Origin of the sequence: Haloechinothrix salitolerans, assembly GCF_042662605.1 — a bacterium.
GTDB lineage: Bacteria > Actinomycetota > Actinomycetes > Mycobacteriales > Pseudonocardiaceae > Haloechinothrix_A > Haloechinothrix_A salitolerans.
Window position 1 is genome coordinate 2,175,412 of record NZ_JBHSXX010000001.1, and the last position, 23,450, is coordinate 2,198,861.

A 23,450-nucleotide genomic window follows, 5' to 3' on the forward strand; every position below is an offset into this window, starting at 1 on the left:
CTGCCTAGGAGGAGATTCATAGTGAGTAAGTCGCCCCATACGAGGCGCAGAACCTGGGCCAAGATCGGAGTCGTGGCGACGGCTACCGCCCTAGCCGCGTTATCCGGTCAAACCATGGCCGCGGCGGACGACGAGTCCAACAAGCCGAGGATCGCCCAGGCACAAAGCGATGACGCGATCAAGGGCAGCTACATCGTCGTCTTCAAGGATGGCGTGTCGGCCAGCTCGGTCGGGAGCAAAGCGAGGGCGCACGCCCAGCGGTACGGCGCGGATATCACGCACCAGTACACCAAGGCGTTGCGTGGCTACGCGGCGACAATGAACAAGCGGGCCGCACAACGGATCGCGGGCAATCCGTCGGTGGCGTATGTCGAGCAGGACCAGAAGGTCCAACTCGCCGACGACCAGACGAACCCGCCGTCCTGGGGCCTCGACCGCGTTGACCAGCGCGATCTGCCGCTCGACGACCTTTACAGCTACTCGACCACGGCGTCCAATGTGGACGCGTATGTGATCGACACTGGCATCCGGCTCAGCCACAACGATTTCGGTGGCCGGGCGACCAGCGGTTACGACGCGGTCGACGGTGGCACCGCTGACGACTGCAACGGTCACGGCACGCACGTGGCGGGCACGGTCGGTGGCAGCTCGTACGGTGTCGCCAAGGAGGTCAACCTCGTCGCCGTGCGCGTGCTGGACTGCAACGGCTCCGGGTCCAACTCCGGTGTCATCGCGGGTGTTGATTGGGTGACGAACAACGCGAGTGGCCCGTCCGTGGCGAACATGAGCCTCGGTGGCGGGGCGTCCTCGGCGCTGGACGACGCCGTACGTAACTCCATCAACTCCGGTGTCACCTACGCCGTCGCGTCCGGCAACGGCGACTTCCTCGGCAACCCGCAGGACGCGTGTAACTACTCGCCAGCGCGAGTGGGCGAGGCACTGACGGTCAACGCGTCGAACAGCTCGGACGGCGCGGCCTCGTTCTCGAACTACGGTAGCTGCACCGACCTGTACGCGCCCGGCGTCGACATCACCTCGGCGTGGATTGGGTCCGATTCGGACACCAACACGATCTCGGGTACGTCGATGGCCTCACCGCACGTGGCCGGAGCCGCCGCGCTGTACCTCGCGGACAACACCACGGCGTCGCCAAGTGAGGTGCACTCCGCGATCGTCGACAACGCCTCAACGGACAAGATCAGCGGCGTGCCATCGAGCGACACGCCGAACCGGCTGCTCTACACCGGTTCCGGTGGCGACACCCCGCCGCCTGACCCGGACCCGACCGGGTGCACGGCCACCAACGACACCAACGTCAACATCCCGGACGGTGGCACCGCGACCAGCGACATCACGATCAGCGACTGCGACCGCAAGGCGTCATCGTCGTCGACGATCACCGTCGACATCAAGCACACCTACCGGGGCGACCTGGTGATCGACCTGATCGCGCCAGACGGCACCGAGTACCGGCTGAAGAACTCCAGCTACTGGGACTCGGCCGACAACGTGCAGGGCAGCGTCACCCGTGACCTGTCAAGCCACGACGCGGACGGCACCTGGACCCTGCGGGTGCAAGACGTCTACTACTACGACACCGGATACATCGACAGCTGGACGCTCGAACTGTGAGGTGATGTGGCGGTTCCTTTCCACGTGACAGCCGAGGGGCGTGCGCATGGGCGCGCGCCCCTCGGTCGCGTGTGGACACGAAGAAGCCCCGGCGCCGAGGGGGAGGGAGCGCCGGGGCTGGTGCCGGCCCTGGGGGTCGACCGGCGATGAGCGAACGATACCGCGCACGCTCCTCACCTGGCTAGTTACCCAGGGAAACGAGAAAACGTCTTACTCGAACGCCTTCGCGATGATGGCCTTTTGCTCCACCTCGTGCACCCGAGGCGAACCGGCCGATGGGGCCGCCATCGGCCGCCGCGAGACCACCTGCAACGGCTTGTCGAAGGCGTCGGAGACACGGCGGGGCAGGTTCAGGCCGAAGAACGGCCACGCGCCCTGGTTCTCCGGCTCCTCCTGCACCCAGACGACCTCTTTGGCGGACGAGTAACGCGCCATCGCCTCCCGCAGCTTCTTCTTCGGGATCGGGTAGTACTGCTCGATCCGCACGATCGCCACGTCGTTCGCGCCCCGTTTGGCCCGCTCGGCGGCCAGCTCCCAGTAGAGCTTGCCCGAGGTGAGTAGTACCTTGCGCACCGCACCCGGCTCGACATCGACGTCGTCGATCACCGAGAGGAACTTCGATCCCTCGGTGAAGTCCTCGACGTTCGACGTCGCGGCCTTGTTGCGCAGCATCGACTTCGGCGTGAACACGATGACGGGGCGGTCGACGCCGTCTAGTGCGTGCCTGCGCAGCAGGTGGAAGTAGTTCGCGGGCGTCGACGGCACCGCGACCGTCATCGAGCCCTCCGCGCACAGCGACAGGAACCGCTCGATGCGGCCCGACGTGTGGTCGGGTCCCTGGCCCTCGTGGCCGTGCGGTAGCAGCAGCACCAGCGCCGAGCGCTGACCCCACTTGGCCTCACCGGACGAGATGTACTCGTCGATGATGGTCTGCGCGCCGTTGACGAAGTCACCGAACTGCGCCTCCCACAGCACGAGCGCGCGTGGCTGCGCCACCGAGTAGCCGTACTCGAATCCGACGGCGGCGAACTCGGACAGTGCCGAGTTGTAGACCATCACGCGGCCCTGCTCCTCGGCGAGGTGCTGCAGTGGCGCGTGCTCCCTACCGCTCTCGCGGTCGATGAGCACCGAGTGCCGCTGGGTGAAGGTGCCGCGCTGCGAATCCTGGCCGGACAGCCGGATCAGCTTGCCTTCCAGCGCGAGCGAGCCGAATGCCAGCAGTTCGGCGAACGCCCAGTCGATGCCGCCCTCACGAGACATCTTGTGCCTGCGCTGCAACACCGGCTTCACCCTCGGGTGCGGTGTGAAGCCTTCAGGGAGGTTGACGAAAGCGTCGCCGATCCGCTGCAGCGTCTCGGTGGTGATCGCGGTTGGCACCTGCGCTGGCAGCTGCTGGTGCTCCTCAACCGACGGACTCGCCTTGATCGGGTGCTTCTCCAGTTCGCGCACCTCGTTGAAGACGTGCTCCAGCTGACTGGAGAAGTCGCGCAACGCGGTCTCGGCCTCTTCGACGGAGATGTCGCCGCGACCGATCAGCGACTCGGTGTAGGTCTTCCGCACGCTGCGCTTGCCGTCGATGATGTCGTACATCGCGGGCTGCGTCATCGACGGGTCGTCGCCCTCGTTGTGGCCGCGGCGGCGGTAGCAGATCATGTCGATCACGACGTCCTTGTTGAACGCCTGCCGGTAGTCCACCGCGAGCTTGGCGACCCAGTACGCCGCCTCGGGGTCGTCACCGTTGACGTGGAAGATCGGCGCCTCGATGATCTTGGCGACGTCGGTGGCGTACTGGCTGGACCGCGCGTGCTGCGGTGCGGTGGTGAAACCGACCTGGTTGTTGATGATGACGTGCACGGTGCCGCCGGTGCGGTAGCCGCGCAGCAGCGCCAGGTTCAGCGTCTCCGCCACGACGCCCTGGCCCGCGAAGGCCGCGTCGCCGTGCAGCAGCACCGGCAGCACGGTGAAGCCTTCGGAGCCCTTGTCCAGGAAGTCCTGCTTGGCGCGCACGATGCCTTCAAGGACGGGGTCGACCGCCTCAAGGTGGGAGGGATTGGCGGTCAGCGACACCTTGGTCTCGCCGTCGCCGAACATCCGGAAGTACTTGCCCTCGGCGCCGAGGTGGTACTTCACGTCACCGGAGCCGTGCGCCTGGCCGGGATCGAGGTTGCCCTCGAACTCCTGGAAGATCTGCGAGATCGGCTTGCCGACGATGTTGGCCAGCACGTTGAGGCGGCCACGGTGCGGCATGCCGATGACGACCTCGTCCAGTTCGTGCTCGGCCGCTTTGTCGAGCACGGTGTCCAGCAGCGGGATCACCGTCTCGCTGCCCTCGAGCGAGAACCGCTTCTGCCCGACGTACTTGGTCTGCAGGAACGTCTCGAACGCTTCGGCCGCGTTGAGCTTGGACAGGATGTACTTCTGCTCGGACGTCGGCGGCTTGGAGTGCTTGACCTCGATCCGGTCCTGCAGCCAGCGCCGCTCCTCAGGGTCGATGATGTGGGTGTACTCCACACCGACGGTGCGGCAGTAGGAGTCGCGCAGCACACCGAGGACGTCGCGCAGCCGCATCCGCTGCTTGCCCGCGAAACCACCGACGGCGAACTCGCGGTCGAGATCCCACAGCGTCAGCCCGTGGGAGAGGATGTCGAGGTCCTCGTGGCGACGCTGCCGGTAGTTCAGCGGGTCGGTGTCGGCCATGAGGTGACCGCGCATCCGGTATGCCTCGATCAGCTCGATGACCCGAGTCGTCTTGTCGATGTCGCCTTCTGGGATGTCCTCCACCCAGCGCACCGGCTCGTAGGGCAGGCGAAGCGACGTGAAGATGTCGTCGTAGAAGCGGTCCTCACCGAGCAACAGCTGGTGGATGCGGCGCAGGAACTCACCCGACTCCGCGCCCTGGATGATGCGGTGGTCGTAGGTCGACGTCAGCGTCATGATCTTGCTGACGCCCAGCTTGATCAGCGCCTGCTCACTGGTGCCCTGGTACTGCGCGGGGTATTCCATCGCGCCGACGCCGATGATCGCGCCCTGGCCCTTCTGCAGCCGGGGCACCGAGTGGTTGGTGCCGATGCCGCCGGGATTGGTCAGCGAGATCGTGGTGCCCGCGAAGTCGTCCGCGGTGAGCTTATTGGTGCGGGCCTTCTTGATGACCTCCTCGTAGGCCTGCCAGAACTGCAGGAACGACATGTCCTCGACCGCCTTGATCGAGGCGACGACGAGGTTGCGCTGGCCGTCCTTGCCCTTCATGTCGATGGCGAGGCCGAGGTTGACGTGCTCCGGCGTTACCGCGTGCGGCTTGCCGTCGACCAGCTCGTAGTGGCGGTTCATGTTCGGGTAGTCCCGCAGCGCCCGCACCATCGCGTAGCCGATGAGGTGGGTGAACGAGATCTTGCCACCGCGAGTTCGCGTCAGGTGGTTGTTGATCACGATGCGGTTGTCCGCCATCAGCTTGGCGGGCACCGCGCGCACGCTGGTCGCTGTCGGCACGGCCAGCGAGGCGTCCATGTTCTTGGCGATCGCGGCCGCCGCGCCGCGCAGCGCCGTACGCTCCGGCTGCGGCTTGTCGGAGGCGGCGGGTGCGCTCCGCGCCGGCGTCGCCTGCTGGGTTGGCCGCTGCGCGGGCTGGGCTGGCTGCTGCGCTGGCTTGGCGGGCGTGGCGGGTGCGGCTTGCTGGGGTTGCTCGGTTGGCTGCTGCGGGCGGGGCGGTTGCTTCGGAGCGGCGGGGGGCTGCTGCCGGGATGCCGGCTGCGGCGTCGGCCTCGGCGCCGGGGTCCCGCCGGTGCCGGTAGTACGGTCGCTGGCCGCCGTTTCCGCCGTTGATGTCGTCGCCGTTGTCCCGTCCGGGGCGGAGCCGTCACCTGCGCCAGTCGGGGTGAAGTCGGCGAAGAAATCATGCCAGGCGGCATCGACTGACTTGGGGTCGTCGAGGTACTGCTCGTACATCTCCTCGACAAGCCATTCGTTGGGGCCGAATTGTGACGCAGGGCTGCTGCTAGACACGGCTGGGACTCGCCTCTATCCGTCTGTCGTATGGGTGTGTCAACCTGTCGCGCTTCCAGGCTAACGCCATGACGCGCGACGAGGTGAGATAAGTTCCCGCCCACCCCGCACGTCATGTTGTGCGAAGCGCGAGGGCCATTCTTCCACCCGTGTGATGGCGCCGTGCGCCGGTCGGGTGGCAACGTGACCCATCGCGCATCACACCGTGATTGGCATCATGGACGATATGGCTCACACCGACGACCCTGCCACGGTGCGCACGGCGCGGTCGCTGGTCAGCGACGCGCGGCGGGTCGTGGCGCTGACCGGAGCCGGCGTGTCGACCGAGTCAGGGATTCCGGACTTCCGTGGTCCCGACGGTGTATGGACACGCGACCCCGACGCGCAGCGGCTGTCGAACATCCACGACTACATGGCTGACGCGGAACTGCGGCGACGCAGCTGGCAGGCACGGCTGAGCCACCCCGGCTGGCAGGCGCGGCCGAACGCCGCGCACGAGGCACTGGTGACACTGGAGCGCTCGGGTGCGCTGCGGGCGATCGTGACGCAGAACGTCGACGGGCTGCACCAGCGCGCTGGCAATGATCCGTCGGCGGTGATCGAATTGCACGGCACGCTGTTCGAGACGGCGTGCTTGACCTGCGACGAGCGTCGGGAGATGCGGGAGGCACTCGACCGGGTGGCCGCGGGTGAGGCGGACCCGCCGTGCTTGGTCTGCGGCGGCATCCTCAAGTCCGCGACGATCTCGTTCGGCCAGGCGCTCGACGCCGCCGTGCTGTCCCGCGCCCGCACCGAGGTCGAGGCATGTGACTTGCTGCTCGCCGCGGGAAGCTCGCTGAGCGTGCACCCCGCGGCCGGGCTCGTCGGGCTGGCCGCTCGCGCCGGAGCTCGCGTCGTCATCTGCAACGCCACCGAGACGCCGTACGACGACGTAGCCGACGTCGTGCTGCGCGGATCACTCGGTGAAGTGTTGCCCGCTGTGGTGTGACGCGCGGTCGCCTGCCACCGTGCTGGCCGTGAGTGAGGTATCGGTGCCGCCGTTCGCACCGTCGCCCAGCCGCCAGAACCGGGCGTAGGCGCCATCGGCCACGAGCAGTTCGGCGTGCGAGCCTTGCTCGATGAGGCGCCCGCCTTCCAGCACCATGATCCGGTCGGCCCGCGCCGCCGTCGCCAGTCGGTGCGCCACGACGAACGTCGTTCTCGCCCGCGCCAGCTCCTCGGTCGCGGTCAGCACCGCCGTCTCGGTGGCTGGGTCCAGCGCCGCCGTCGCCTCGTCAAGCAGCAGGATGTCCGGGTCGACCAGCTCGGCTCTGGCGAGCGCGATCAGCTGCCGCTGGCCGGCGGACAGCGACTGACCGCGCTCGCCAACCTGTTGGTGAAAGCCCGATGGCAGCGTGGCGATGGCGTCCAGCGCGCCAACCGCGCGGGCGGCGTCCTCCACATCGGCGTCGGTCGCGTCGGCACGGGCGTAACGGATGTTGTCGGCGACGGTGCCGGAGAACAGGTGCGCCTCCTGCGGCACGATGCCCATCCGCGCCCGCAAGGCGGTCAGGTCGTAGGCCCGGACGTCAACGCCGTCGATACGCACCGCCCCGGACGTCGGGTCGTAGAACCGCGCCAGCAGCTTCATCACGGTCGACTTGCCCGCACCGGTCGCGCCGACCAGCGCCACCGTCTCGCCAGGCGCGACGTCGAACGACAGCGCGTCCACCGCGGCGATGTCCGCACCGGGATAGGTGAAGCTGACGTCTTTGAACTCCACCTCGCCGGTCAGCCGCTCCGGTGGCCTGACCGGAGCGCTCGGCGGCGGCACCGACGTCGGCGTCGCGAGCAGATCGGCGATACGCAGGAGCCCGACCTTGGCCTGCTGGTAGGCGTCGAAGACGCTGGACAGCTCCTGCACTGGGGAGAAGAACAGCGACAGGTACAGCAGGAACGCCGTCAGCACGCCCGCGGTGAGCGTGCCAGCCGCGACCTGGCCGGCGCCGACGTAGAGCACCACCGCCTCGACCAGCTGCGACAGCAGCGCGACGAACGGGAAGTACGTCGCGATGTAGCGCTGCGCGCGCAGGCGGGTGCGGCGGTAGTCGTCGCTACGGGAGGCGAACTCACGTGCCGAGTGCCGCTCGCGCGTGAACGCCTGCGCGGTGCGCAGCCCGGTGACGTTCTCCTGCATGTCGGCGTTCACGACGCTGACTCGCTCCCGCGCCTCGGTGTAGGCGCGGGATGACAGTCGACGGAACACCGCTGTCGCGACCAGCAGCACCGGAAGCATCGACAGCGCGATCAGTGCCAGCGAGAAGTCGGTGAGCAGCAGCGCGACCGCGATGCCGACGATGGTGAGCACGCTGACGACGGCGGTGGCGAGCCCGGTCTGGAGGAACCGGGACAGCGCATCGACGTCCGTCGTCATCCGCGTCATGATCTTGCCGGACAGTTCGCGCTCGTAGTAGTCGAGTCCAAGGCGTTGCAGGTGCGCATAGCAGCGGACCCGCAGCAGGTAGAGCACGCTCTCTCCAGCGCGGGCGGTGAGCTTCGTCCGTGCCGCGATGACGAGCCAGTCCGCCGCCACGATCACCGCACCGAGCGCCGCGACGCCGAGGATGACACTCGTCGAGCCCACGCTGACGCCGTTGTCGATGCCGTAACGGAACAGCGAGGGCAGCGCGACCGACGCGAGCGCGTCGGCGGCGACCAGGCCGATGACGGCGGCCAGGATCCACCGCACCGGTCGCAACACCTTGGTGAGGCGGAAGTGCGGGTCTGGTGCGGCCGGGTCCTCGGTGCCGAGGTCCGGCCGGTCGGTGGCCGGCGGCAGCCTGCGCACGGCGTCGATCAACTCCGGTGTCGGCGGGGTGTCGACCGCGGCCGCCGCTCCTCTGCCAGCACCCGGCCTGCCCGACGCCGCCGCGCTGGGCTTGGTGCGCTGCGCCGCGCTGACCGCCAGCGCCTCGGCGTCGTCGGCGTCCTCGTTGCCCGCTGTGTCCGGCCAGAGGGTGCCATGAAGGGCATCTTCCTGACGTCTTGTGCCAGTAAGATGCCCTTCATGGCACCCCGCCACCAAGCTGCGGAACAGCGCTGACCGCTCCAGCAGCTCCGCCTCGGTGCCGACGTCGATGACGCGGCCCTCGTCGAGTACGGCGATCCGGTCTGCCAGCTCCAGTGACGACTTCCGGTGCGCGATGAGCAACGTCGTCCGCTGGCCGTGGGTGACCTCGCGCAGCGTTTCGTTGATGGCGGCCTCGGTGGCGGCGTCGACCGCCGACGTCGCGTCGTCGAGGAGCAGCACCCTCGGGTCGGTCAGCAGCGCGCGGGCCAGGCTCAGGCGTTGTCGCTGGCCACCTGACAGCGTCACGCCGCGCTCGCCGACGAGGGTGTCGTATCCCTTGGGCAGCGCGGTGATGAACTCGTGCGCCTGCGCGGCCTCGGCCGCCGCCACGACCTCCGCCTCGGTGGCGTCCGGACGGCCGTAGGCGATGTTGTCGCGGATCGACGCCGAGAACAGGAACGGTTCCTCGAACACCACCCCGATCGCCGACCGCAGGTCACGCAGCCGCAGGTCCCGGACGTCTTCCTCGGCGCCGGGCGCGCCGATCCGCACCGATCCGCCGTGGACGTCGTAGAAGCGGGGGAGCAGCAGTGAGATCGTCGACTTGCCGGAACCCGCCGTGCCGACCAGCGCGACCGTCTCGCCCGGTCGCACCGACAGGCTCAGCCCGTCGAGCACCGGGTCGTCGCGGGTGTAGCCGAACCGGACGTCGTCGAGGCGTACGGACAGCGGGCCGTCTGGCAAGCCCCGCGCGTTGGGCCGGTCGGTGACCTCGGGCTGGGCATCGATCAGCTCGTACACACGCTCCGCGCCCGCCCGTGTCGTCTGCGCTTGCACGATCAGGCTGGCCACCATGCGTGCCGGGCCGATGAGCGCGGAGATGTAGGCCGCGAACGCGACGAACGTGCCGAGGCTGATCTGGTCGTGCAGCGCGAGCATGCCGCCCAGCGCCAGTACCGCGACCTGGCCCGCCGATGGCAGCGCGGACGTCGTCGCCGTCGGCACCGCCGACAGCCGCGCGGCACGCATCCGCTCCGCGAACAACGTCGTCGCCGTGCGGTCGAGCCTCGAGACCTCGCGGTACTCCTGCCCGAAGCCCTTCACGACCCGGACGCCGGTGACGGTCTCCTCGACGTGTTGCGCCAGGTCGGCGGCGCGCTGCTGCGCCGTCCAGGTGGCGGGGAACAGCCGGCGTCTGCTGACGCCGAGCACGATCGCCACACCGGGCGCCACGATGAGCGCGATCAGCGTCAGTGTCGGTGACATCCACAGCATCGCGCCGAGCGCGAGCAGCCCGAACACGACCGAACCAAGGGTGAGCGGTGCTTGCATCAGGATGCCGGTGACCAGCTGCAGATCGGTGATCGCTCGGGAGACGATCTGCCCGGTACGCATCGAGTCCTGCTTGCCGCCGTCCAGCCGCGACACCGCCCCGAACACGCGCTGCCGTAGGTCGTGCTGGACGTCGAGGGCCAGTCGTCCGCCAAGGTAGCGGCGGGCGAACGCGCTGCAGAAGGTCAGCAGTGCCAGCCCGGCGAGGCCCATCGCGAGCCAGCCGATCCGGCCGGTCTCGCCCGCGACGGCGTCGTCAACGGCGAGCTTGATCAGCAACGGTCCCGCCGCCTGCAGGCCCACCCCGAGCACCGCCGCACCGAACGCGAGTAGGACCAGCGCGCGATGCTGCCAACACGCGGCGGCCAACCGCCGGATCCAGCCCGGCCCGGCGTGCTGCCGCGGCTCGTCGTCACGGGACGACGTGGTGCCTGACGGCTGCGTGATCGTTACGGACACACCATCCAGGTTAAGCAGTGTTGGTAGGTGCCAATCCGGTCGGCGCCCGACTGTGAGTCGTTGTGGTCGCGATCACGACCACAATGACTCACAGTCGCGACGTGGCGGCCGACCTCACGTGATGTCGCGGGATTGCGTGCGCCACAGGCCGAGCGCGAAGAACAGCATCGCCCACGCGAAGAAGATCGCGGCGCTGGCCAGCAGTCCGAACGACCCGAGCCCGCCAGCGGCGAGTCGCGCGGTGTCCTGGAAACCCTCCAGCAGGTCGCTGGACACGCTCGACACGCCAGTCGCGTTCGCCTGGATCTCGTCGGCGAGCGTGTCGGCCGCCGTGGATCCGGTGAGCCCGTTGGCCGCACCGTTCGGCAACGCTCCCGCGACGTTCGCGTCACCCTCGGCGAAACCGGTGAACACCAGGTCGCTGATCGGGCCGATCGCGAGGCCGTAGACCAGCAGCACGATCACCGTGCCGACCGGGGAACCGATCAGCGCGCCGACGCCGAGCCCGAGCAGTGTCCACAGCACGCAGGACAGCACGCCCGCCGCGGCCGTCGACAACCACGTCGTGAAGCTGACCAGATGATCGCCACCGGTGCCGATCACGATGCCGAGCGTCGCGGCGCAGATGATCGCGATTCCGTAGATCGCGCCCCAGATCGCGTAGGTGATTCCCTTCGCGCCAAGCAGCATGGACCGGTTCGGCGCGGTCAGGAAGCTCGTGGTGATCGTCTTGCGGCCGAGCTCACTGGCGATCGCGAGCCCGCCGAACAGCATCGGGAAGATCGTCGCGATGTTGATCGCCCTGGTGAGGAACACGACCGAGAACGAGATCTCGTCCAGCTGTAATCCGGCAAGCCGCATGACTTCGGAGCGGCTGAGCTCCTCGGCGAGCCCGTCGAACACCGAGGACAGCATCCCCGCCCAAGCGCCCGCGACGAGCAGCGCGATGATCAGCAGTCCCCACCAGAGCTTGGTGGACAGGATCTTGCGGAACTCCGCCTTGATCAGCTTCCCCATCAGCGCTGGCCTCCCCATCCGGTGTTGCCTTCGTCCTGCTGATACGGCTGCTGCGGTGGGTGCGTGGGCACAGCGCCCTGCTGCGGCCAGCCGTCCTGTGGCGAGCCGTACCCGCTATACGGTTGCGCACCGTAGGGGGTTCCTGGTGGTGGCGCTTGATACGGGGCGCCTGGTTGCCCTCCGTACGGTGCGCCCGGCTCCTGGCCGTATTGCTGGTGCTGCGGCGGCGCCGCCGTGTACTGCCCGCTCGTGAGCTGGAAGAACAGATTCTCCAGGTCGGCGTGGCGCTCCTCGAGGCCGTAGATGGCCACGCCCGCCCGCAGCGCGATGTCACCGACCTGCCGCGCGGACGTGTTCATCACGGCGAGCCTGCCGCCGTCGGCCGGTTCGATCTCGCTGATCCGCTCTTCCCGCAGCGCCCTGGTCAGCGCGTTCTGGTCGGACGGCAGCACCAGCACCCGGGGCCGCTGCGCGTTGCGCAGGTCGTCGAGTTGGCCGTAGTACATCGTCTGGCCGTGGCTGATGATCACGACCTGGTCGATGGTCTGCTCCACCTCGGCGAGCAGGTGGCTGGACACCAGCACGGTGCGGCCCTGTTTGGCGAAGTCGCGCAGAAAGCCGCGTAGCCAGGCGATGCCCTCCGGGTCGAGGCCATTGGCGGGTTCGTCAAGCACCAGCACCTGCGGGTCACCCAGCAGCGCGGTGGCGAGCGCGAGCCGCTGCCGCATGCCGAGTGAGAACCCGCCCGCGTGGCGATCACCCGCCTCGGTAAGTCCGACCGCCGTGAGCACGTCGTCGACGCGCTGGTCCGGCACCCCGATCGCCGCCGCATACACCTTCAGGTGGTTGCGTGCGGTGCGTTTGGGGTGGAATCCCTCGTTCTCCAACACCGAGCCCACCACGCGTGCTGGGTTGCCGAGTTTGTCGTGTGGCAGGCCGTTGATCGTCGCCGTCCCCTCGGAGGGTGTGACCAGTCCGAGGATCATGCGCAGCGTCGTCGTCTTGCCCGCGCCGTTGGGTCCGAGAAACCCCGTGACCGAGCCGGGTTCGACGGTGAAACTGAGGTTCGCCACCGCCTGTACCGACCCGAAGTTCTTGCTGAGCTGCCGCACCTCGATCCGGCCGCTGCCGTCGTGCACTGCCTTGCCTCCCGTCGCTCCCACCTCTTGCCGAGCACCACATCAGCCATGTGGAGCATCGCGCGCGGGTTTATCGAGAATCTACGCCTTGGATGCAGCGAAATGCGTGGAAGTTCCCTTAAGCTGGTGGTGGCGGCCCGCTCCCGGTGACCCCCAGGCTGGTTGAGCGGGCCGCCCCTCGTCGTTACATCCCTAACACCCCTGGGTTCATGACGCCCGCCGGGTCGAGCGCGGCCTTGGCGTGCCGCAACGCCGCCGCGAACGGGTCCGGCCGTTGCTTTTCGTACCACGGTGCATGGTCCCTGCCGACGGCGTGGTGATGCGTGATCGTCGCGCGGTTGCCCAGCAACGACTCGTTGGCCGCCTGCTTGATCTCGTCCCACATCGCCACCTCGGAGCCGCGCCGACCAGCGGCGATGACGGTGAAGTACGGCGCGGGACCGTCCGGATACGCGTGGGTCACCCGGCAGTTGATCATGCCGGGTGAGCCGGTCACTCGCCGCACGGCTGCGTCGACGTCGTCGCGTACGGACTTGTACAGTTCCTCGGCGCGGTCCCAGGTGCAGGCCGTCTCGAACGTCTCGACGATGGCGCTCATCCGCGCGAGCCCGTCGCGCAGGTACGGCATCCGCAGGAATGCCGAGCGCCACGACCCAACCGCGCTGTCCTCGCCGCTGGGTTCGGCTGGGGTGCCGCCGTGCTGACGGGCTAGGTCGACGGCGGCGTCCAGCTGGCTGGCGACCGGGTAGTGCGCCGACTCGAAGCCGAGCACGAGCACGCTTGAACCGTCGGTGCTCGCGCCGCTGAGCGCGGCCTCACCCGCATCGAGCAGGCGGCAGTTCGCCGGGTACAGGCCAGATTGGACGATGGCGCGCATGGCGGTGAGGCCGTCGGCGAACGACGGAAACGACACCGAACGGGACGCCTTGTGCACCGGCCGGTCCCGCACCCGCAGCCACGCCTCGGTGATCACGCCGAGGATGCCTTCCGAACCGAGGAAGAACCGGTCAGGCGAGGGGCCAGCACCGGAGGCGGGGACCCGCAGCGACTCGCTGACGCCGCTGGGTGTCAGGACCCGCAGTGACTCCACGAAGTCGTCGATGTGGGTGTGCAGCGTGGCGTAGTGCCCGCCCGCGCGGGTGGCGAGCCAACCGCCGACCGAGGAGAACTCGAAGCTCTGCGGGAAGTGCCGCATCGTCAGCCCGTGCGGGCGGAGTTGGTCCTCCAACGCGGGCCCGAGTGTGCCCGCCTGCACCCGGATCGCTCTGCTCGTCGTGTCGACGTCGAGTACCTGGTCCATTGCGGACAGATCGAGTGACAACCACGGCCGCTCCCCCCGGTACTCCACGCCGCCGACGACGGAGCTGCCGCCGCCGTAGGGGACGACGGCGACTCCGGTGTCCGCCGCCCAGTCGATCAGCGCTTCGGTGTCGCGTTCGTCCCGCGGGTACGCCACGACGTCCGGTGGGTTGGGCAACTGCCGGTGCAGCGCGCGGACGACGTCCCGGTACGCCTTGCCGTAGGCGTGCGAAGCGCGGTCGGCGGCGGTAATGGAACACAGCGGCGCGAGCGAGGCTGGTGGGTGTGTGCGAGGTGCGGGCAGGTTGAGGTCCGCCGGGTCCGGTACCGGCAGCGGTGTGTCCGGCAGGCCGGGGAGCTGGCCCGCGAGCCGCACGCACTCGGCGTCGTTGATTGCCTGATCGACTGTGCCCCAGCCCCACCATGACCGCATGCCGGTCACGCTATCGGCACGTCGTGTCATCTGGGGAGTACCGTCAGGCAGTTGTTGATCAGCTTCCCCTGGCGTAGCACCACAGCGTGTCCGTTATGTCCGGATCTGGTGGTCGTAGGGTAGGGGAAGCTGATCAACTTCGGTGGACTGGCGTCAGGCTCAACCCAGCACGGACTCCAGCGGGGTGTGCTCGATGCCGTGCGCGATGGCGACCGGCTCGTTGACCAGCGCGCCCTGGTGCGTGGTCAGGCCCAGCGCCAGCGGCTCGTCCGCGCGCGCGGCGGCGCGCCAGCCCTTGCCCGCCAGCTCGAGCGCGTAGGGCAGGGTCACGTTGGTCAGGCCGTACGTCGAGGTGCGCGGCACAGCGCCCGGCATGTTGGCGACGCAGTAGAACACCGAGTCGTGCACCAGGTAGGTCGGGTCGTCGTGCGTGGTCGGCCGGGAGTCGGCGAAGCAACCGCCCTGGTCGATGGAGATGTCGACAAGCACGCTGCCCGGCTTCATCCGCGCCACCTGCGCGTTCGAGATGAGCTTCGGCGCCCGCGCGCCCGGGACCAGCACCGCGCCGATGACCATGTCGGCCTGCAGGATCGACTCCTCCAGCGTGAGTGCGTTGGACGTCAACGTGCGGATGCGGCCGCCGAAGTCGTTGTCGATCTGGCGCAGCTTGTCGACGTTGGTGTCCAGCACTTCGACGTCGGCGCCCATGCCCAGCGCGATCCGCGCGGCGTTGATGCCAGCGACGCCGCCGCCGATCACCGTCACCCGCGCCGGGTGCACGCCGGGGATGCCGCCGGGTAGCACGCCGCGCCCGCCGCTCGGCTTCAGCAGCGCGTAGGAGCCCACCTGCGGCGCGAGCCTGCCTGCGACCTCCGACATCGGTGCGAGCAGCGGCAACGCGCCCGAGGGCAGCTGCACGGTCTCGTACGCGAACGACGTCGTGCCCGCGTTGATCAGCGCGTCGGTCAGCGGGCGGTTCGGCGCGAGGTGCAGGTAGGTGAACAGCACCTGGTCGCGCTGGAGCAGCGAGTACTCTTGCTCGATCGGCTCCTTCACCTTGAGCACCAGCTCGCCTTCGGCCCAGACGTCCTCGGCCTTGGAGAGCACCTTGGCGCCCGCGGCGAGGTACTCCTCGTCGCTGATGGCCGACCCCGCCCCCGCGTCAGCCTCGACGAACACGTCATGACCACGCTCGGTCAACTCGTGCACGCCTGCCGGGGTCGCCGCGACCCGGTACTCATGCTTCTTGATCTCGCGGGGGACTGCGATACGCACTTTGCGCCTCCGATGGTTTTGCCTGTCAACACCTCAACGGTGTACCCAGACTCATCGAATGTCATCGTTCTGGCGCGACAATGTTGTCCCGGGACCATAGTCGCGCCACGACAGTGGCAGCAACGTGTACCCGCCGGAATTCGCCTCGCGTGCGCTCACGACCAGCGCATGCTGACCAGCTGTGTCAACAGCGCGAGCCGGACGTCGGGATCGTCGAGGTCGACATCGCATTGCTCCAGCAGCTTGCGCATCCGATAGCGCAGGGTGTTGGGGTGGATGCGCAGCTCGCGCGCCGCCGCGCGCGGGTCCCCAGGATGCCGTAGCCAGGCGTAGAGCGTGTCGACGTACGCGGTCTTGCCGGTGCGGTCTTGTTCCCGCAGCACATCCAGCGGCCCGAGGTCGAGTACCCCGGCACCCGCCGTCGCCGTGGCCACTCGGTGCAGCGTCAGCGCTGTCCATGCTTCGTCGAAGCTGATCACGGGCCCTTCGACCAGCTCGGCACGTAGCAGGCCCAGCGCCTCATCCGCCTCAGCGCGCGATTGCGACAGCTCCGCCACCGGACGTCGAGTGCCCGCCGCCGCCCGGAAGGTGCGCTTGGCCGCCGCCGACTCCTTCGCGAGCACCTGGCGCAGCTCGGACCAGTCCGCCCGCTCGGCGGGCACCACCAGATACAGCACGCCACCGAGGGTGCAGCCGTGCGCGTGCGCGCCGATGCGCTTGCCGACGCGCTCCAGCAGCGCCAGTCGCAACCCCTCGGCGCGCGGGTGGTCGTCGGGATGCTTGCCACCGGTGTCGACCGCGATCACCCGGTGCGCGGCGGCGGTCATCCCCAGTTCCGCCATGGCCCTTCGGGGGCTCGCCGTGCCGTCCAGCAGCCCTGCCACCAGCTCAGCAGTGGCACGCCGGTGCGCGTCCGCGCTGGCCCGCCTGCGCAGCAGGTGTACCGCGACGACGGGCGCGGCGTCGGCGAAGGCGGCGGCGCGTTCCTCGGACACCGGCCCGTCCACCACCGCCCACATCGAGCCGAGCAGTTCGCCGCCCATCCGGATCGGCACGATCAGCCGAGGCAGCGTGCCGTCCTGCTGGGCGGGGACGAAGATCGTCTGCTTGCCGGTGGACAGCTCCCGGAACACTCCTCGCGACCGGAAGCGCGCCAAGACGTCGTCCGGAATGCGCCGCCCCATGATCGTCGACACCCGTGCGGGGTCGGTGAGGTCCTGACGCGCGGAGTAGGCCAGCACGCGCGAGTTCGTGTCCTCGATGGTCACTGGGGCGTCGACCACGGACGCCGCCGCGTCGGCCAGCCGGAACAGGTCCGCCGAGCCCGCCTCGGGTGCGTCGACGGCCTCCCGCTCGTCGGCGATGGCGTCCAGCACCGTGCGCAGCAGCCAGACCAGCTGCGCCCACGACGTCTTGGCGTGCACCTCGATCAGCCCGATCTCGGCCTCGGTCGCCGCCTTCCGGACTGCCGCCCGGCGTGCGAGTGGAGGCTTGAGCAGCACCGCCGCCGCCGAGCACGATGCGCTCTCGGTCACCAGCTCGACCGCGTCATCGACGGTGGTCGCGGCGACCGCGAGGACGAGATCGCCCGCGTTGACGTGCATGAGGCCCGCGCGCAGCGCCGAACCGTAGGTGCCGTGGGAGCCGGCCTCGGCGATGACAACGTCAGCGACGTTGCGCTGACCGTTGCCCTCCGGCAGCACTACGGCGTGCAGCAAGGTCGGGCCGACCCGGTTGACGACGCTGGCCAGCGAGGTCATGGTTCGTCGTCTGCCAGCGCATCGGTGATCCAGTCCGGGACGTCGATGTCGCGGTGGACGCACTCACCTGCCAGCCGGAGGGTCCAGCGCAGCGCCTGCAGCACGAGGCTGTCCACCTCCTCCGGTTCGGCGTTGTCGAGCGCGATGGCGACGTGTTGACGTGCGTCGTCGGTGTTGCCGTGCATCTCGGCGAGCAACGTGCGCACGGCGGTGCGCACCGGAGGGTCGGCTTGGTCGATGGAGACCTCGCTGCCCTCGTCGTCGAAGACCTGCACCTTGACCGGGGTGGTGCCGCCGTCACCGAGCGCGGAGACAAGGATGCCGCACTCGCCGAACAGCAACATGATCAGGTCACGCACATTATCGCTGGCATGGGCCAGCGCCGCGGCGTCATCACCACGCCGCGCGGCGCTCAGAGCACGTGTCGCTTGTGCCGCGAGTCGGGCTTGTCCGGGAAAGTCGGCGTCCACGAGCACTATCAAACACGAGATCATCTGGCCGCGTGAAGTGCTCCCAGTGCCATATCGGCGAGGAGGTCGGCCAGTTCGGCTCTGTCGAGGTAGCGGGTGTGCGGCGTGGAGTTGATGAGTCCGAACACCGCGTGCGCGCTGGAGCGCGCCTTGGGCAGCGGCACGTCGGGCATCGCGTCGGTGATGATGTTGGCCCACACCTCGACGTAGCGGCGCTGCAGCGTGCGGACCTGGCGCCGATCCTCGTCGCGGAGGTTGCCGAGGTTGCGCTCCTGCACCGTGATCAGTGCGGGGTGATCCAGCGCGAAGTCAGTGTGGAACCGCACCAGCGCGGTGAGTGCCTCCGTCGCGGTGGTTGCCTCCTTCGCGCGGGCGATGCCGCCGTGAAGCAGGTCCTCACTGATCGAGGTCAGCATTTCACCCAGAATGGCGTCCTTGCCGCGGAAATGGCGGTACAGTGCGGGACCAGAGACACCGACGGCGGCGCCGATGTCGTCGATACCGACGCCGTGGAAACCGTGATGGGCGAACAGTTCCGCCGCCGCGGCCAGGATCTGGTCCCGTCGCGACGGCGTGCCGGTGACCGCGCGTGACGCGGTGTCCGTGTCGCCTGCCTCAGTCACCGCGAACTGCTCCCCTCGAAAACTATGGACCCGGTGGACGGATGCGTTAACGCATACTAACATCGGAGCACGAGTTAACGACGACTAACGGGGTAAGGGAACGCCGCATGGACGCCAAGCCGCTGCGAAGCGACGCCGATCCGGCGTCGGAGGCTTTCCAGCGCTATACCGCCGAACACAGCGAGCTCGTCGCCGACCTGAACGGTCGCGTCAAGCAGGCGATGCGAGGCGGGCCGGAGAAGTCGCGGGTCCGGCATGTGGAGCGCGGCAAGCTACTGCCACGGGATCGTGTCGACACCTTGCTGGACCCGGGGTCGCCGTTTCTTGAGCTCTCGCCGCTGGCGGCGAACGGGATGTACGACGACGAGGCGCCCGCCGCCGGGATCATCACCGGCGTCGGCAGGGTGTCCGGCCGTGAGTGCGTGATCGTCGCCAACGACGCCACCGTGAAAGGTGGTACGTACTACCCCATCACGGTGAAGAAGCACCTGCGCGCGCAAGAGGTCGCGTTGCATAACAATCTGCCGTGTATCTACCTGGTCGACTCCGGGGGCGCGTTCCTGCCGGAACAAGACGGGGTCTTTCCCGACAGGGAGCACTTCGGGCGCATCTTCTACAACCAGGCCACGATGTCAGCGCGCGGCATCCCGCAGATCGCCGCCGTGCTCGGCTCCTGCACGGCGGGCGGCGCGTACGTGCCCGCGATGAGCGACGAAGCCGTCATCGTGCGCAACCAGGGCACCATCTTCCTCGGCGGCCCGCCGCTGGTGAAAGCCGCGACCGGCGAGGAGGTCACCGACGAGGAGCTGGGCGGTGGCGACATCCACGCCAGGCAGTCCGGCGTCACCGACCACCTCGCGAAGGACGACACCGACGCGCTACGCATCGTGCGCTCGATCGTGTCCACCCTCGGGCCGCGCACGCCCCGGCCGTGGGACGTCGCCCCGGTGGAGGAACCCGTCGTCGACCCGACCGAGCTGTACGGCGTCGTGCCGACCGACTCCCGCACGCCTTACGACGTCCGCGAGGTCATCGCGCGGATCACCGACGGCAGCCGCTTCGCCGAGTTCAAGGCCGAGTACGGCACGACGTTGGTGACCGGGTTCGCGCGCATCCACGGCCACCCGGTCGGGATCATCGCCAACAATGGCGTGCTGTTCAGCGAGTCCGCGATGAAGGGCGCGCACTTCATCGAGCTGTGCGACAAGCGGTCCATCCCGCTGCTGTTCCTGCAGAACATCACCGGGTTCATGGTCGGCAAGGACTACGAGGCGGGCGGCATCGCCAAGCACGGCGCGAAGATGGTCACCGCCGTCGCCTGCGCCCGGGTGCCGAAGCTGACCGTGATCATCGGCGGATCGTTCGGCGCGGGCAACTACTCCATGTGCGGGCGGGCGTACTCGCCCCGGTTCCTGTGGATGTGGCCGAACGCGCGCATCTCCGTCATGGGCGGCGAGCAGGCCGCGTCGGTGCTGTCCACGGTCCGCCGCGACGCCATCGAGCGGCGCGGCGAGACCTGGTCCGCCGAGGACGAAGAGGCGTTCAAGAACCCGATCCGAGAGCAGTACGAGCACCAGGGCCACCCGTACTACTCGACGGCGCGACTGTGGGACGACGGCGTCATCGACCCGGCCGACACGCGCACCGTCGTCGGGCTCGCGCTCTCGGCGGCGGCCAACGCGCCACTGGACGACATCAGCTACGGCGTCTTCAGGATGTGAGGGGCAGTGTTCGAGACAGTCCTCGTCGCCAATCGAGGTGAGATCGCGGTCAGGGTGATCGGCACGCTGCGCCGCATGGGGATCACAGCGGTCGCCGTCTACAGCGACGCCGACGCCGACGCGCGGCACGTCCGCGAGGCCGACATCGCGGTGCGGATCGGGCCCGCCGCCGCCGCGGAGAGCTACCTGTCCATCGAGGCCATCCTCGACGCCGTCAAACGAACCGGGGCGCAGGCCGTGCACCCTGGCTACGGCTTCCTGTCGGAGAACGCGAAGTTCGCGCGTGCCTGCGCCGACGCCGGTGTGGTGTTCATCGGCCCGCCGGCAGAGGCGATCGACGCCATGGGCGACAAGATCAGCGCCAAGCGGACCGTGTCCGCCGCCGGGGTTCCTGTGGTTCCTGGCGCGTCAGGAACCGCCGAGGAACTGGCCGCCGCCGCGGACGATATTGGCTATCCGATCCTGCTGAAGCCCTCCGCCGGTGGCGGTGGCAAGGGCATGGTCGTCGTCAACGAAGCGGGGGAGTTGGCGGACGCGATCTCCTCGGCGCAGCGGGTCGCGCGCTCGGCGTTCGGTGACGATCGGTTGCTCGCCGAACGGTTCATCACCAGTCCGCGTCACATCGAGATCCAGGTGCTCGCCGACACCCACGGCAACGCCATCCACCTGGGTGAGCGCGAGTGCAGCCTGCAACGACGGCACCAGAAAATCATCGAGGAGGCGCCGTCACCATTGCTCGACGCCGACACCCGTGCGCGGATGGGTGCCGCCGCGGTCAATGCCGCCAAGGCGGTCGACTACGCGGGCGCGGGCACGGTCGAGTTCATCGTCTCCGCCGACCAGCCGGACGAGTTCTTCTTCATGGAGATGAACACGCGGCTGCAGGTCGAACATCCCGTCACCGAGCTGGTCACCGGGCTTGACCTGGTGGAACAGCAGGTGCGCGTCGCGGCGGGGCAGCGGCTCGGCGTCGCCCAGGACGACGTCCGCCTCGACGGACACGCCATCGAGGCTCGCGTCTACGCCGAGGACCCGGCAGCAGGGTTCCTGCCGACCGGCGGCACCGTGCTCGGCGTCGCGGAGCCGGACGACGAGTGGGTACGGGTCGACTCTGGCCTGCAAACCGGCACCGTTGTCGGATCCGACTACGACCCGATGCTGGCCAAGGTCATCGCACGCGGCGACGACCGCGAGCAGGCCCTGGCGCGACTGGACGAGGCACTGGCGGACACGGCCGTGTTCGGCGTCGTCACCAACGTGCCCTTCCTGCGCGCGCTGCTGGCACACGACGACGTCCGCGCGGGCCGGATGGACACCCAGATGGTCGACCGGCTCGCGGAGCGGCTAGCGGCCGCTGATCCGGTGCCCGACGAGGTGTTCGCCGCCGCCGCGCTGGACGAACTGCTCGGCATGCAGCCCGACGGCGGCTGGGTCGATCCCTGGGACGTGCCGACCGGCTGGCGGCTCGGTGGCGCCATCGGCACGGCGTTCCGGCTGACGTGTGGCGGCCGCGACGTCACCGTGCGGGTGGACGGGACCCCGGAGGCCGCGACGGTCACCGTCGACGACGGCGAGCCGGTGGCTGCCCGGGCGTTCGTGCGGTGCCGTGAAGGGCATCTTCCTGGCGCCACGCGCCGGGAAGATGCCCTTCACGGCACCCTGGAACTCACCTACGGCGGACGTCGTCGCAGCTACGGCCGCGTGCACGACGAACGCACCGACACGCTGTGGCTGGCCGAGGGTGGCCGCACCTGGGCTGTCGGCGAGCATTCGCTGCTCGACGTCGATGCCGCGGCGACGGGTGAAGCGGGCCCGGTCACCAGCCCTATGCCGGGCACCGTGCTCGCGGTCAAGGTCGAACTCGACGCCGAGGTCAGCGCGGGACAGCCGTTGCTCGTCGTCGAAGCGATGAAGATGGAACACACGATTACCGCGCCGGTCGACGGCGTGGTCAGTGAGATCGCGGTCAAGGCGGGTCAGAAAGTCGCGCTCGAGGAAACCCTCGCCGTGGTGACCCCGCGCGAGAGCAGTGAAAAGGAGCTTGGGTCATGATCGACCTCAGGTTGGACGACACGTACGAGACGCTGCGCAAGACGGTCGAGGAGTTCGCGCAGCGAGAGGTCGCACCCATCATCGGCGACTTCTATGAGCGCGAGGAGTTTCCCTACGGCCTGGTCGCGCAGATGGGGGAGATGGGCCTGTTTGGCCTGCCGTTCCCCGAGTCCTACGACGGCATGGGCGGTGACTACTTCGCCTTGTGTCTCGCTTTGGAAGAGTTGGCTCGGGTCGACTCGTCAGTGGCGATCACGCTGGAAGCGGGTGTGTCGCTCGGCGCGATGCCGATCTACCGGTTCGGTACCGAGGAGCAGAAGGAGCAATGGCTGCCCGCGCTGTGCCGCGGTGAGCAACTCGGCGCGTTCGGCCTGACCGAACCAGATGGCGGCTCCGATGCGGGGGCGACCAAGACCACCGCGAAGCTGGACGGCGACCACTGGGTGATCAACGGTAGCAAGTCGTTCATCACCAACTCCGGCACCGACATCACGTCGCTAGTCACCGTCACCGCCGTGACCGGGAAGAAGGACGGTGGCGGCAAGGAGATATCGGCGATCATCGTGCCATCCGGCACGCCGGGATTCACCGTGGAGAAGAAGTACTCAAAGGTCGGCTGGAACGCTTCCGACACGCACGGGTTGTCCTTCGACGACGTCCGCGTGCCCCAGGAGAACCTGGTCGGCCAGCGCGGTCGCGGGTACGCGCAGTTCCTGTCCATTTTGGACGAAGGAAGGGTCGCGATCGCCGCGCTGTCGGTGGGGTTGGCGCAAGGCTGTGTCGACGAGTGCCTGCGCTATGTCAACGAACGAGAGGCGTTCGGCAGCACGATCGGGTCGTACCAGGCGATCCAGTTCAAGCTCGCCGACATGGAGATGCGAACCCACAACGCGCGGCTGGCGTACTACGCGGCGGCGTCGAAGATGCTGCGTGGGGAGCCGTTCAAGAAGGAAGCGGCGATCGCGAAGCTGACGTCGTCCAACGCCGCGATGGACAACGCGCGAGAGGCGACGCAGATCTTCGGTGGCTACGGCTTCATGAACGAGTACCCGGTTGGCCGGTTCTACCGTGACGCCAAGATTCTCGAGGTCGGCGAGGGGACCAGCGAGGTTCAGCGGATGCTGATCGCCCGCGAACTCGGCCTCTGACACGCCGGGGCGCCGCGAGTCCCGCGGTCCGGATCGCGAGTT

At 68.6% G+C, this 23,450-nt stretch carries 14 protein-coding genes; 5 read left to right on the plus strand and 9 right to left on the minus strand.

Annotated elements, in window-relative coordinates:
* Positions 1-114: 114 nt before the first annotated feature.
* Positions 115-1,632 carry a S8 family peptidase gene (locus tag ACFQGD_RS10245; protein WP_345405673.1) on the plus strand — a complete coding sequence of 506 codons (1,518 nt, stop codon included), beginning with the start codon at positions 115-117 and terminating at the stop codon, positions 1,630-1,632.
* Between the two features lie 210 nt (positions 1,633-1,842).
* Here ACFQGD_RS10245 and ACFQGD_RS10250 read toward each other — a convergent pair whose 3' ends face one another.
* Positions 1,843-5,631, minus strand: a complete 3,789-nt coding sequence (locus tag ACFQGD_RS10250) for a multifunctional oxoglutarate decarboxylase/oxoglutarate dehydrogenase thiamine pyrophosphate-binding subunit/dihydrolipoyllysine-residue succinyltransferase subunit (protein ID WP_345405567.1) — start codon at positions 5,629-5,631, stop codon at positions 1,843-1,845.
* A gap of 217 nt (positions 5,632-5,848) precedes the next feature.
* Between ACFQGD_RS10250 and ACFQGD_RS10255 the strand changes: the two genes are divergently transcribed.
* Entirely contained in the window at positions 5,849-6,619 is a 771-nt protein-coding gene (locus tag ACFQGD_RS10255; RefSeq protein ID WP_390183691.1) for an SIR2 family NAD-dependent protein deacylase, read from the plus strand.
* On the opposite strand, the gene ACFQGD_RS10260 is transcribed toward ACFQGD_RS10255, so the two are convergent.
* From ACFQGD_RS10260 to ACFQGD_RS10295, 8 genes are all read right to left on the minus strand, one after another.
* Positions 6,587-10,390, minus strand: a complete 3,804-nt coding sequence (locus ACFQGD_RS10260) for an ABC transporter ATP-binding protein (RefSeq protein WP_345405676.1) — start codon at positions 10,388-10,390, stop codon at positions 6,587-6,589. The genes ACFQGD_RS10255 and ACFQGD_RS10260 overlap by 33 nt on opposite strands.
* A gap of 195 nt (positions 10,391-10,585) precedes the next feature.
* Entirely contained in the window at positions 10,586-11,488 is a 903-nt protein-coding gene (locus tag ACFQGD_RS10265) for a hypothetical protein (protein ID WP_345405573.1), read from the minus strand.
* Positions 11,488-12,627 (minus strand): ABC transporter ATP-binding protein, encoded by a 1,140-nt coding sequence (locus tag ACFQGD_RS10270; RefSeq protein ID WP_345405679.1) that lies wholly within the window; start codon positions 12,625-12,627, stop codon positions 11,488-11,490. The genes ACFQGD_RS10265 and ACFQGD_RS10270 overlap by 1 nt, the downstream gene beginning before the upstream one ends.
* A 184-nt stretch (positions 12,628-12,811) precedes the next feature.
* A complete protein-coding gene (locus ACFQGD_RS10275; protein ID WP_345405576.1) occupies positions 12,812-14,359 on the minus strand; it encodes an FAD-binding oxidoreductase in 1,548 nt (515 codons plus the stop codon).
* A gap of 159 nt (positions 14,360-14,518) precedes the next feature.
* Positions 14,519-15,634, minus strand: coding sequence for an alanine dehydrogenase (gene ald / locus ACFQGD_RS10280; protein ID WP_345405579.1), 1,116 nt, complete (start codon positions 15,632-15,634; stop codon positions 14,519-14,521).
* A gap of 155 nt (positions 15,635-15,789) precedes the next feature.
* A complete protein-coding gene (locus ACFQGD_RS10285) occupies positions 15,790-17,394 on the minus strand; it encodes a PucR family transcriptional regulator (protein ID WP_345405582.1) in 1,605 nt (534 codons plus the stop codon).
* Positions 17,391-17,876 (minus strand): hypothetical protein, encoded by a 486-nt coding sequence (locus ACFQGD_RS10290; protein WP_390183690.1) that lies wholly within the window; start codon positions 17,874-17,876, stop codon positions 17,391-17,393. Before ACFQGD_RS10290 ends, ACFQGD_RS10285 begins: the two co-directional genes overlap by 4 nt.
* An 8-nt stretch (positions 17,877-17,884) precedes the next feature.
* The gene (locus ACFQGD_RS10295; protein ID WP_345405585.1) at positions 17,885-18,487 is read right to left on the minus strand and encodes an SACE_7040 family transcriptional regulator; all 603 of its coding nucleotides are present in this window, start codon (positions 18,485-18,487) and stop codon (positions 17,885-17,887) included.
* Positions 18,488-18,594: 107 nt separating this feature from the next.
* Between ACFQGD_RS10295 and ACFQGD_RS10300 the strand changes: the two genes are divergently transcribed.
* The 3 genes from ACFQGD_RS10300 to ACFQGD_RS10310 are packed head-to-tail and all read left to right on the plus strand — an operon-like array spanning position 18,595 to position 23,408.
* Entirely contained in the window at positions 18,595-20,208 is a 1,614-nt protein-coding gene (locus tag ACFQGD_RS10300) for a carboxyl transferase domain-containing protein (protein WP_345405588.1), read from the plus strand.
* A 6-nt stretch (positions 20,209-20,214) separates the two neighbouring features.
* On the plus strand, positions 20,215-22,260 hold the full coding sequence (locus ACFQGD_RS10305) for an acetyl/propionyl/methylcrotonyl-CoA carboxylase subunit alpha (protein ID WP_345405591.1): 2,046 nt from the start codon (positions 20,215-20,217) through the stop codon (positions 22,258-22,260).
* Positions 22,257-23,408, plus strand: a complete 1,152-nt coding sequence (locus ACFQGD_RS10310; RefSeq protein WP_345405594.1) for an acyl-CoA dehydrogenase family protein — start codon at positions 22,257-22,259, stop codon at positions 23,406-23,408. The genes ACFQGD_RS10305 and ACFQGD_RS10310 overlap by 4 nt, the downstream gene beginning before the upstream one ends.
* Positions 23,409-23,450 lie beyond the last annotated feature (42 nt).